This is a genomic window from Pseudomonas sp. IT-P294 (assembly GCF_949767865.1).
Lineage (GTDB): Bacteria > Pseudomonadota > Gammaproteobacteria > Pseudomonadales > Pseudomonadaceae > Aquipseudomonas.
On record NZ_CATKQW010000022.1, the window covers coordinates 338309 to 350589 of the forward strand.

The window sequence follows — 12281 nt, forward strand, 5'->3', positions numbered from 1 at the left end:
AGGTGAGTTATTGAGTGACGGTCTTGCAGCTGGTCAGCCAGGCGTCCGTGTCGATCTTCTGCTTTTGCAGGAAGGTCTTCTGATTGGCCCAGTGGGTGCGCAAATAGGGTTTGAGTTCTTGCAGCTGTTTGTTGCGGGTGATGATTTCTTCCATCACCGGGACCTGCGCTTCAAGCAGCGGCTGGCCGTACAAGGTCGCTGATTCCACCAGGCTGCTGGCGTAGTAACGGCTGAGCTTGTGCAGGCGATCCTTCTGCTCCTCGAGCTTGCCTTTGCGCATGTCGCAACTGGCGTCTTTTTCAGCGCTTTCGCAATTGAGCTTGTAGTTCTTTTGCAGGAAGTCCAGGTACTGGCCGTCGTCGAGCATTTTAGTGCACAGGAACGCACCCAGGTTGAGGCTTGCGCGGATCGCCTGATCGCGGGTTTCTTCCTGTTGCTGGTTACTGGCGCGCAATTGGTTTTCCAGGGCCTGGAGTTTTTCCTTGAGCGCCTTGTCTTCCACGCCTGAGGCCAGCGAGTTCAGGGATTGCACCGTGCCTTTGTCGGCCGATTCGGTTTCCTTGCTGCCGGTGCCAAGTTTCTTCCAACTGCTTTCGATGCTGGCGACACGTTCGCGCGAAGTCAGGGTTGGCGAGACCAGCACCAGGCGCAGGCCGGTGGTTTTGTTTTTCACTTGGCCTTCGGCGTTGTAATACGGCTCTTCCTTGCGCAGCGCGGTGCGCAGGTCGGCCTGGGCGGTCAGGTAGTTGCCACCGCGCACCACATAGCCGCCGGCCTGACCGTGCTGGCGGTCAAGTTTATTCAGGCGAAACGGCTCGAACATCATCTCGTCGACGTTGCCGAGCATGTCGTGCAAGCCCAACGGATTGGGCTTTTGCAGGCCCGACAACTGCAGTTTGCCGTTGGACGATTGCGCCCCGGCAAACCACTCGTAGGCATTGATGCCGTCGGGCATCGGGTAACGCGTATCACGGAATTCCGCCGCGCCGACTTCCAGGCCGCCGCGCGCCGCGAACTCCCACTCGACTTCCGTCGGCAGGCGCAGGAAGCCCAGCGAGCCGTCTTCTTTCGGCAGTTTGTCGGCGGCGTTTTTACGCAGCCACAGGTTGTACTTGTCTGCCGCCTCGACGGCTTCCACCCAGCTTACGGCCACTTGCGGCAGGCGCATTTTGGTCGCAGCGGTGGGGCAGGTTTGTTCGGTCAGCGCAGCGTATTGCAACTGACTCATCTCGTACTTGGCCATCAAGTAGTAGCGGGATTTGTCGTTCTTGGCGCCGGTGAAGCTGCCCGCAATGAAGGTTGGCCGGGTCTGTTCGACGTAGCCGTACTCCGCGCCGTCCTGACCGATGTTGATCGGGTAGTCGTCGAGCGGTCCGGCCACCGGAATGAACACCTTGCGAAACACCATCGAGCCTTCGCACGGCATCGGCAGCACGACGTCGTTGGCCTCGGGCATCGGGTTGTAATACTTCTCTTCCCAGCCCGCTGCCGAGGCGTCGAGCAGGTAGCCGAGGCTCAGGGGTAACAGCAAGCCAAAACGTTTATAGCTCACGCAGACTCTCCGCAGGTTGGATGTTGATCGCCCGCACGGCGCCGATCACGGCCACCAGTGCAGCGACCACAAAGGTCAGGAGCAGGGCGGCAAGGCCATGCCAGATTGTGATGTGGCAAACGAAACTGCCGGTGGCCTGGCTGCTGCCGAGCAGGGAATCGAACAAATGACTGCCGACGGCATAAAACCCCAATCCGCCAAGGTAACCGGCCAGGCTCAGCAGCAGGGCCTGCATGACCACGAAACCGCCGACTGCCCTGCGTTTGAAACCCAGCAGGCGCAGGACCGCGAGACTTTTGCGTTTGCGGTCGATGTTGGCCAGAAACGCCCCGACCATCGACGCCACACAACCGATCAACGCCGCCAGGGCAATCACCCCGAAGATCAGCCCCAGTACATGGTTGATGGCTTTGACGTTGTCGATATCGGCCAGCCGACTCGAGGTTTCGATGTTTTGTTCATTGAGCCAGCGCTCCAGCGGCGCAACCTGATCGATGTCGCGAGCATACAGGCGGGCGCGGGCATACAGCGGTTGCAAATCGCCAAGAGGCTTACCGGTATCGACATTGAACTCGCGAACTTGATAGCCATCACGAAAGCGCTCCAGGCTCAGCAGCAGCGGTGGGGCGACAAACCCGGCCGCGCGGCCGAAGCGAGCACCGTCGAGCACTGCCAGCACCGTCAACGTCATCTCGCCGCGCTCATTGACCCCGTCGAGCCGGCGCAGCACGCGCATTTGCACACTGTCGCCGGCCTTGGCCTGCAAGCGTTGCGCGGCGCGCTCACTGAGGATCACCTGGTTGCCGGTGGGATTGAGTTGCGGCAGGTTGAGCTGCGGATCGCCGGGTTCGGTGGCGATGATTTCCGCGCCTTCGACAAAGCGCTGCAGGCCGATCGACAAGTCCGCCTGGGTGTTGAGCGAACGGGTCTGGCCGAGGGCAAAACCGGTCTCGGGACGCTGGCGCACACGTTCGATCCAGGCGCTGTCGTAATTGCCGTTGCTGAGCATCTTCACTTCAAGGTTGCGCGGGTCGCGCAGCAGTTCGTCCTGCAACTGGCTGACCACGCCGTGCTTGAGACCGAACAGCAACAGCAACGGCGCGATCACCGCCACCAGGGAGGCGGCGATGCACAGCGACACCTTGCGGTCGTGCCAGAGGTCTTGCAGGGCAAGTGAGCCCAGCAGGCGCAGTCGTTCAATCCATCGGTTCAAACGATGTCTCTCCCTCACGGCTGATCGCGCCGAGGCGCGGCAAGCCGAAATCCTTCAGCAAGGCCCAGTCATGGGACACGACGAGCGCACTCAGGCCCATGCTCGACACCAGGCTCAGCAGCAATTCGAACAAACGCCGGGCACTGTGCGGATCGAGAGCAGCGGTGGGTTCGTCGGCCAACAGCAGCAGCGGCTCATGGGCAATCGCTCGCACGCAGGCCACGCGCTGGCGTTCGCCGATGGACAGCGCCTGAGGGTGTTTATCCAGCAGCCCTTGCAAGCGCAACACCTCAACTGCGTGGTCAATGTGCGCGCTCTTCGCCGGCATGCCGAGCAAGCGGCGCGGCAGGCTGATGTTGTCGCGCACACTGAGGAACGGCAACAAGCCGCCGCTCTGCAAAATGAACCCCAAATGCCGCGAGCGCACAGCGGCCAAGGCCTGCTGGTCGTCGCAGGCCAGCAGTTGCGCGATGTCTTGAACCGGTGTGGCTTGCGCGCCCGTCCGCGCCGGGCCCAGTCGAAAGCGTTCCAGCTCGACCGGCGCCAGCAACAGGCCGATGGCTTCGAGCAGCGTGCTTTTGCCGCTGCCGCTCTCGCCGGTGATGGCGAGGATTTCCCCGGCCCCGACCTGCAAGTGCGGCAAGCGCACGAGATGGGCGAGCGCGCCTTCACCACGGCGCACCAGCAGGTTCTTGATATCGAGCATCAGCGTCTCGTTAAGGCATCATTTCCAGTGGCACCGGATACACGTTGTCCCGCGCATCACTGTCCTTGGCTAAAGCCACCCAACGGTCGACGTCAGCGTTGTAACGCTGGTAGTGCCGCAGTTTGGTATTGAGCGTGCGGATGAATTTCTCCTGCGCCAGGCCGTCCCAGCTCTTCCAGGTTTCTTCATCCAGGTTCAGCACTTCGCTCTGATAGGGCAGGTCTTCGAGGTACTCGCCGAGCACGCCCATGTCCGCCAGTTTGGCGTTGCTGTTCTGCTTGAGCTGATTGGGATCGGCGCCCATGGTCGCGGCAACCGAACGCAGGCGATCGAACATTTCCGTCGGCGAAATCAGGCCTTCGTTGGCCGCGTCGAGAATTTTCTTCATCACGTCGCTCAAGTCGCTGAGCTGGGATTTGGTCAGCAGCACCCGCACATCGGTGGTGGGGATGTTCTGCTTGATCAGGTCGCGGTCGGTGATCCACGCCTTGAACACTGGCGGCGCCTTGCTGTTGGTCTTCTCGCCCAGATAGGCGAGTTGCATGGCGTGGCCGATCAGGGCCGCGTCCTCGAGCATTTTCTTCTCGGCCGGGTCCTGCTTGGCGTTCGCGGCGCTGCCGATGGCGTCTTCACCCATGTAGGCGGCTTTCACCTGGGAGGTGATCGCGGTGGCCAAGGCGTCGACCTTGCGCCCGAACTCCTGAACGTCACCGGCGTTCACCGGGTAATACAGCGAGGTGTTGGTGCCCGGGTAGGTCGACAGGTTCCGGTACTGGGCTTCGGCCTTGGCGTGGTCTTTGACCCCGGCCGGGGTTTTCAGGTGCAACGTGTAAATCGCCACGCCCGGATTGGCCGCTTCGAGGCGAACCTGCGAGGCGCTCAAACCGGTCTTGGACAACTTGTCGTCGCCTTCGATGGCGCCCGCGTCGGTGATCAGCACCACATAGCGTGCGCCGAACTGGCTCCAGTCGACCTTGTCGATGCTCTCCATGACGCCGGCAAAGGCGTCTTCATCAAAGCTGCTGCTGGAGACTTTGGCCTGCTTGAGGTCAGCGACCTTGGCAAGGAAGTCGGCGCTGTCTTTCACCTTGGTAGGGTCGGCGTACATCTTGGTGGTGTATTCCAGCCCCGGCACCGCTTGGGTGTTGGAGCGGAACGCAACCATGCCGAACTTGACCTGCTTGCCGAGGTTCTGCGACTCGATCTGTTGATAGACCTTGCGGATCGCCTCGCGGGTGCGATCGATGTACGGGTCCATGGAGATGGTCGAGTCGATGACAAACACCACCGCCGCGCTGAATTCCTTCAACTGACTGGACGTTTTGTCCTCGGGACCCTTGCCACCGGCCGCGTTGTTGGCTGCACCGCCCTTGGCGTTCTTTTCATCCGGTTTGCTGACCGAGGCGACGTTGAGCAGGCGCGTACGGAAACCGCTTTCGGTCATGACTTCTTCGCCGCTCAAAATGGGCAGCAGGTAGAACTGCTTTTGCAGGTCGACGAAGTATTCAGGTTCCTGGGCCAGCACGCCCGGGGCTTGCTGGCTTTTTTTCAGGGAGGCCCGCAGCGGAGCAACTTTGCTGACCGGGTCCGGCGCATCAAGGATGCCTTCGACCGTGGCGCGGTCCTTGAAGAACAACAGGCGGTCGCGGTTGGCCGGGTTGGTGAAGGCCAGCGTCAGCTGCATTTTCCAGTCGGTGGTGCAGCTCGCCGGTAGCCAGCCAATGGTTTTGCCATAGCTGTCGGGGCCGACTTTCAGCCATTCGGCGTTGGCCGCTTGCGCGCGTTCGTACACATAAAAACGGCTGAAGACTGGTTGCTCATCGCCCGCCGTCCCACCTGCGCTCGGGCTGATTTTGCAGCCCGGCGTGGTCAGAACGCGCTGGAACAAGGTTTTCTTGCCGGTCTGGATCAGCGGCTTGTCATCGGCCTGGGACAGCGGGCTGATGCACAACGCCAAGAGGGCGGCGCCGCTCAGCAGGAATCGACTCACGGGAGAGCGCATCACTTCTGCAACTCCTCAAAACGCTGCTTGGCTTCGGCGTTGTTTGGGTCCTGGGTCAGGATGGTTTCATACCAGTAGGCGGCGGTGGCGTTGTCCGCGACCGGGAAGCACTCACTGGCTTTCAAGTATTTCGGGTCATATTCGCGGGCATAGGCGTTGGCGATCAGCGCATCACCGGCCTGGGCACGGTTGGCGTACAGACGCTGGGCGACGCCGCAATGCTTGCCGGCCTTGGCTTCGTTGATGATCTCCAGCAACTTGGCGCTGTCCGGCGCCGCCTTGATGCAGGTCTGGACGAAGGTCAGTTCGGGCAGGCTGTTCATGCTTTCCAGGGTGCAGGCTTGTGCATCGGCACCTGCAGGTGCAGCGGCTGCAACAACCGGGACGGCGGCCGGGGTGCGTTTCATCAGCCAGAACCCGACGGCGGCGGCCACCAGCAAGAGCACCACGAGCGCCAGGCCGATCAGGCCTTTTTTGCTTTTCTTCACCGGGGGCGGTGGCGGGTTGTAGGCAGGTTCGTTGGGCACCGATTCCAGTACGATTTCCGGCTCGGCAGTGTGCAGGACCAGCTCCGGCAACTCTGGAATCTCTGGCTCCGGCGCACTGGGCGCTGTCAGGTCCGCACCGCCATACGTCGAGCGCGTCTGGCCGCCAGCGGTGGATGCGAGCAAACCTACACCGGGCCGAACCACGCCTTTGTCAGCGTGGCCCAGACTCTGTTCGCGCAGTTCGATCTGGAATTGCGAGCTGGCGCTGCCTTCCAGCAGCGGGTCGACCACTTCCGGGCCGACCTGCGCCTGGAGGCCTTCGCCACTGGCGGTGACATTGAAGCGTGAGACTTTGAACCAGAACGGATTGTTGCTCCAGGCCTTGCGGTCCTGGAGGTAGAAACCGTCCTGGTTGCGCTGAATGGAAAACTCCAGCTGTTCTTCGCCACCCTGCCATTTCTTCACGGTGAGGTATGCCTGGCCAGGCACGTTGGGTTCTAAGGCGAGCAGGTCGACACGAATTGGCATTGCTTATCTCGCTGTGAAGGCTGCGAGCACATGGCCCAGCCGTTCATTCTGTTCAGGGGTGATTTCGCGGCCGGCGCCATGGCCGGCGTTGTCCTGGGTGATGTAGGCCAGGCCCGAGAGCCAGTCGCCGAGAAACCGTTGCGCCTGGTTCGCTGGATGCGGCGGCAGCTCAGGCACTTGTCCCGGACCGATGTCGGTGTAGAACGAGAACAATGGCGCCTTGGCGCCAGCGCGGCTATTCGGGCGCTCGTTCACCGGTTTCTGCAGGTAGCCGAACCACGACACGAAATCGCGCAGCACGCGTTGCACTTCCAGCACCTGGCGCTCGACCAGTTGATCGCGTCGCGCGCCGCTTTGCGCACGCTTGAGCACCGCGCGGCTCAGTTGGCCCGGCAGGTCCTGGCGGTAACCGGCCGTGATCAGTTCGTCGACCACGGCTTCGAGCAAGGCCTTTTCCAGGCCCAGCAGGTTGAGCAGGCTTTGGCGGGCGGTCAGCTCGCGCAGGTGCGCGATCCAGGCCTTGAAAGCGGCTTTGGCAAAACGGTGCTCGTTACTTTGCAGCTCCGGAGCCGGCGTTTGGGGTTTGCTGCTGACTGGCGATTCGTGGCTCGGGTCGTCGCCAAAATCGAAATCGAAACCGGCGTCGTTGCCATACAGGCTCTGGCTCGGCGTCGGGGCCACTGGCTCATCGTTGGCGACGAGGTCGTCTTCGGTTTCGTACACGCCGCTGAGGTACAGGTCGCGCACCTCTTCGCTCGGCATGTCGAGTTGATCAATGAGCTCACCCAGCACCGCCGGACGACGGCCCAGGCCGGTCAGAATCATCTGTGCCTGGGCTTTCTTGGCGGCGGCTGCGCCATCGCCATCGGCGTGATACCAAGTGCTCAAGCCATGAGTGGTCAGGCCTTCGAGGCATTCGCTCAATTGCTCGCGGATGCGCTGCAACTTGAATTCGATGTTGGCCACGCCCTTGAAGCTGCTGCTGAAGTGGCTGATGCCACCGTCATCGTTGCGCAGCATTTCTTTCCAGGCATTGGCCGGATTGTTGATGTGTTTGCACACCAGTTCGTTCTCGGCAAAGCTCACGCCCAGGGCGTCGACACGTTCCTGGTAGCTGGCATTGAGGCCGGTCTCGGCGCCGCTTTCGTCTTGCACGATGAACGCAGCGTCCATGCGCGGTTTGCGCACCAGGAAGGTGTTCTGGAACGGTGTGCCGGCCCAATCGTTCATCCAGCTCAGGCTGCCGAAGCGCTCGAGCATGGTCAGCTTGACCATGCCGTTCCAGCTCTCGTCGTACTGATCAGGGGTCAGGCTCAGGGAGTTGGTGATGCGCAGGTCGAGCATGGTCAGCGCCCAGATCAGGCCGGTGTCGCGTTTACTGCGAGCGGCGGCATCGGCGCCTTGCGTCTTCTCGATCCAGCGCGTCAGCACCGGGCCGACGTCATTGACGTCGCTCTGCTTGGTCGAGCCGGTGCAGACCACCAGCGCGTTCATTTCCTGGTTGTCGGTGTAGCGTTCGAACAGGTAGGCGACCTTGCCACGCAGGATCAGCTGCGAGACGGAGTTGTCCTTGGTGCTTGATTCGGGGTCGCTGGAGTCGGCGATCTCGTGCAGCTTCTTGCGTCCGCGATAACCGGGGAAGTCCAGCAAGTCGACCTGGTTGACGATGTCGTCCGCTGGAGCCTCGATCAGGCCGAAGGTCATCTCGGCAGTCAGTGCTGCCAGTTGCGCAACCGGGATGCCCTGACTGTTTTGCAGGCGGCCATCGACCTGGGGACGCACGTCGATTGGCAAGTCCTGCGGGCTGCCGAAGCGCTCGAGGATGTCGACGTTCATGATGCTGTCACGCTGGCTGTAGGTGTCGTTTTCGAAACTCACCAAGGCGTGCAGCGGGGCGAATACGGTTTCGGGCAGGCCCAGCTTGTGCAGTGCGCCAGCCAGTTGCTGGTACACCCGCGTAAGCTCGCTTTGCTCACCCCAAAGGATGGAAAACAGCTCGGCACGTTCCTGGAAGTTCAGGCGCGGCGCCAGTTGCAACGCCGTGGGCCAATACAGGTGCTCAAGCTTCTTCACCGAATTACGGAAGTTGTCCCGCAGGTAATCCCACAGCGACACCAGGTCGTCGGCGCTGACGCCCGGCTGCAACGGCCCGGTCTCGCGTCCTTCGAACGGTTTCAGCACGCGCTGGATACGCTCTTCGTCGATCTCGTAGGAGATTCGTTCAAGGTCGAAATCCTTGAACCAGGAGTTGGCGAGAATCTTCGCCAGCTCGATTTCCTTGAACAGTGTCAACTCGACCGGGAACTGCGGATCCTGGCTCGGCGTGGCGCGACGACTGAAGCGCGTCACCAGGCCGGTGGCTTCCTTGCCGCCACCCACCGGGTTGATGTGCTTGATGAAGTCCAGGCGCTGGCCACCGAAATCGGTTTCCAGTTTGCCGTTCCGGCCGGCCGCCAGCGCCGAAATCAGGTAGGACTTGCCGGCCTGGGACAAGCCGAAAAAGCCGATGGTCATCGGCGTGCAGGCCACACGACCCAGGCTGTGAGCCAGGTTGCGGGCACGGTGCAGGCGGATGTTCAGGTTGTCGGCTTCGCTGTCCAGGCGTGGCGCGTTGCCGCGCGTCTGGCCAATCCATTCCAGCGCCTGACCGGCACCTTCATAAACAGCGGCCCAACTGGCAGAGAGCTGAGTTTGATCGGGGGTCAGGTCATTCATTTGCGTTTCACACTTCCACTGTCGAGCCAGTACTTGGTCTCGCTCAGGCCGGCGTCGAGCATGGTGTTGAGTTCCAGCTCGAGGTCGCTGCGCGGGTTGAAGTTGACATTGCTACTGTTGGATTCGATGTCGCGGACCGAGAGACGGTCGCTGACCAGATCCTGCTTGCGTGTGTACTTGTCCGCCGGCTTGACCTCGAAGCGCACCTTGAGCAGCGGCGCGCTGCCGTTTTCACCGATCGCGCGGGAAAACTTCTCCCGGCCAGCCTTGGTGAACCGCAAGGTGTACAGCGGCGAGGCAGCCCAGCGATCAGCGGCCAACTGGCGGAAACCGAGGCGCAGATCGCCGCGCATTTCCAGCTGTGGCGTGTCGGCATCGTCGCCGCTGCCGATTTCCGGCAGCTTGATTTTGTAGTCTTCGGACTGGATGTCGCGGTACAGCACATCGGCATCCTTGATCACGTTGTTCAGGTCGATGACGCCGATGTGCTTGACCGTCGAATACGGTTTGAGCGCCGAAGAGCGGAAGTAGAAGTTCGGCACGCTGTGGTTGGCGCACAACAGGCACAGCATCGCGCCAACCGACGCGGTGCTTTTCGGGTCGTCGATCCGGCCGTTCTTGTGGAACGGATACCAGCCGCCGGTGCGGTAGTTTTGCAGCGCCAGAATGCGCCCCGGAGGCAGCGGCAGCACCTTGCGAATGAACGCCTGAATACCGGGCAGACGCGAAGGGCGGCCGGTCAGCAGCAAGACGTCGCACGGGTAATAGGCGACCACTTCACACAGGGCACCAAGGATTTTGGTGATGTTGATCTGGCCGTTGAGGAACGCAGCGTGGAGCTTCTGCAGATCAAAGCCGATCAGCGCTTCATACAGGTCGAAACCGCTCTGGCCACCGACATCGCGGCGCACCGCGGCGTTGACGTAGTCGAGCACGGTCTTGCTGATCGCGTTGTCGCCCAGCAATTGGCGATAACTTTGCGGGCTGACTTCCTGCGGTACTTGCGGATCGTAATGCTCGTAAGCCTTGAGCAACGCCAGGCCCAGCGGTGCGAACACCTGCAGGTTCAATTGCTGGCGCAGAATCATGTCCTGGGCGCTGACCGATTCATCGCCACAGAGCCGCGACATCAATGAGTCCGGGGCTTTCACGCCAGCGTTCTGCAAGGCTTTCTCGAAGCTTGGCAGGATGAAGTCCTGAATCACGTCCAGCAGGATGTCGTCGCCGGCCACTTTGAAACCATCGCGAAAACGCTGCTCGGGCACGATGTGCGCATTGCTGCCGCTGCCGGTATTGCCTGCGCGGTCGAGGCGGTAGTCGGTAATGACCAGGTCCGTGGTGCCGCCGCCGATGTCGATGGTCGCCAGGGTGATGCGTTCGCGGTCAGTCTTGTCTGGCCGGGCGATGGTGTCGAAAAATTCTTCCGGGTGACCGGCGAAGTTTTCGTTGACCTCGGTGTACAGGTACACCAACTGGCCACACGAGGCCTCGTCCCATTCCACGCGGATGCTCGGGATCGGCGTGCGTGGGCTGACGGCCTGATCCTGATGCGGGTCTTCTTCGCCGACGTGCCAGCCGAGGCTTTTCCAGACCAGACCGATGGCTTGCAGCATGCGTTCGTTGAGAATGCTGCGCTCGGCCTGGGGCATGCCCGGCGGCACGGTCAGGGTGATGCTGTTGAGCTGGCGCGGCACACGGGTATGCCCCTGTCGCGAGCGCTGGGCCGGGCTGTTGATTTGCGACAGCGCCTGGGCCAGCACTTCGGCGAGCATGAAGGTCATCAGCGAGCTGCGCGAATAACGCGGCATGAACACCGGCAGGCGATCATCTTCTTCGAGGCTGTAAAGCGCCTCGCCGGTTTCGTTGATCAGGTGCGAAAACGGCGCGGCGGTGGCGTACGGCTCGCTGTCAGTCTTGATGTATGAGCAGTTGAAGCGCCAGCCGTGGCCGTAGGCATTTTCATCCCACAAGTAACGTTTCGGACTGGACAGGCCGGTGGAGCCTTCGGTGCCGCGACGACGGCTGGCCAGACGGCTGGCCTCGTTGCCGACCCGGGCGATCGTCGCCCACTGGAAGGCATCGTGCCGGCCACTCTTGACCGAACAGTGGTCCTTGCCGAAATACGCCTGGGCGAATTCGACGCGGCTTTCGAACGGCAGGTTGTAGGTGTGTTCGGGGGTGATCAGGTCGCGCAGTTCCAGCACGTAATTCTGCTTCAGGCCGGAGCCGGCCTGACCATGGTTTTCGATCAGAATGCCGCAGGTGCGCGAGTTGCCGACGTCCAGCACCAGGTCCACCGGAATCGGTTTGACCAGACCATTGCTGTCGTTGGCGACTACTTTCAGCTCAGGAATTTCAACTTTCGCACGGGTCGTCGACTGCTGGGCGGCGGACGGATTGCTCAGCAGACTCAGCAAGTTGAGGTAGTGCGCCAAGTGATAGTTGGCGCGGATGTCGGTGTCCAGCTCTGCGCGCGAGCGGTGGGCATTGCCCTCGTTGAACACTTCCAACAGCCATTCGTTGACCCACGGCTGGGCCAGGAACCAGCGGGTTTCGCTGGCCTTCGTCGCCAGTTTGAAGGACACGCCGGAGCTGATGTCTTCTTCGTTTGGCGCCAGGTAAGCGGTGCCGTCACGCTTGGGCATCACGCGGCTGTCGAAGGCCATCGTCAGGCGGTGGGTGTTGCCGTCAATGTCGGGTGTCGCCAGTTTGACCAGGCGCATGCGCGACCAGTTGGTCGGGCCTTCGTCGAAGCGGTGCGGCGGCATGAAACGGAAAAACGGGGTCGGCAGCCAGACACCGTCGAGCAGCTCGAGGCTGCTTTTCATGTCGACGCTGAACGCAGGTTTGGCCTTCTCGATTTTTTCCGGCTCTGGCTCGTAGAAAAAGAAGTCTTTCTCTTCGTTGTACGACAGGCGGCAGATCAACCCGCTGATCATCGGCGCGAACTCGCCCGCCGGTTCTTTGCGAGGATCCAGGCGCAGGGCGAAATCCATGAACTGGATGCCGGTGTCGCTGACCAGCGTGACGGTGTCTTCGAATTGGGTGACTTCAGGCAACATGTCGGGTTATTCCGT

General features: G+C 61.6%; 7 protein-coding genes. All 7 read right to left on the minus strand.

Features of this window, described 5'->3' with window-relative positions:
* Nucleotides 1-7: 7 nt before the first annotated feature.
* The 7 genes from ACM6I0_RS16690 to ACM6I0_RS16720 are packed head-to-tail and all read right to left on the minus strand — an operon-like array spanning nucleotide 8 to nucleotide 12266.
* A complete protein-coding gene (locus tag ACM6I0_RS16690) occupies nucleotides 8-1552 on the minus strand; it encodes an SUMF1/EgtB/PvdO family nonheme iron enzyme (protein ID WP_414922839.1) in 1545 nt (514 codons plus the stop codon).
* The gene (locus ACM6I0_RS16695) at nucleotides 1542-2765 is read right to left on the minus strand and encodes an ABC transporter permease (protein WP_414922840.1); all 1224 of its coding nucleotides are present in this window, start codon (nucleotides 2763-2765) and stop codon (nucleotides 1542-1544) included. Before ACM6I0_RS16695 ends, ACM6I0_RS16690 begins: the two co-directional genes overlap by 11 nt.
* Nucleotides 2749-3471: an ABC transporter ATP-binding protein gene (locus ACM6I0_RS16700; protein WP_285431707.1), complete on the minus strand. Its 723-nt coding sequence runs from the start codon at nucleotides 3469-3471 to the stop codon at nucleotides 2749-2751. Before ACM6I0_RS16700 ends, ACM6I0_RS16695 begins: the two co-directional genes overlap by 17 nt.
* A gap of 10 nt (nucleotides 3472-3481) precedes the next feature.
* Nucleotides 3482-5473 (minus strand): vWA domain-containing protein, encoded by a 1992-nt coding sequence (locus ACM6I0_RS16705; RefSeq protein ID WP_414922997.1) that lies wholly within the window; start codon nucleotides 5471-5473, stop codon nucleotides 3482-3484.
* On the minus strand, nucleotides 5473-6489 hold the full coding sequence (locus ACM6I0_RS16710) for a hypothetical protein (protein WP_285431709.1): 1017 nt from the start codon (nucleotides 6487-6489) through the stop codon (nucleotides 5473-5475). Before ACM6I0_RS16710 ends, ACM6I0_RS16705 begins: the two co-directional genes overlap by 1 nt.
* A 3-nt stretch (nucleotides 6490-6492) precedes the next feature.
* A complete protein-coding gene (locus ACM6I0_RS16715) occupies nucleotides 6493-9204 on the minus strand; it encodes a putative virulence factor (RefSeq protein ID WP_414922841.1) in 2712 nt (903 codons plus the stop codon).
* Nucleotides 9201-12266 (minus strand): virulence factor SrfB, encoded by a 3066-nt coding sequence (locus tag ACM6I0_RS16720; RefSeq protein ID WP_414922842.1) that lies wholly within the window; start codon nucleotides 12264-12266, stop codon nucleotides 9201-9203. Before ACM6I0_RS16720 ends, ACM6I0_RS16715 begins: the two co-directional genes overlap by 4 nt.
* Nucleotides 12267-12281: the final 15 nt, after the last annotated feature.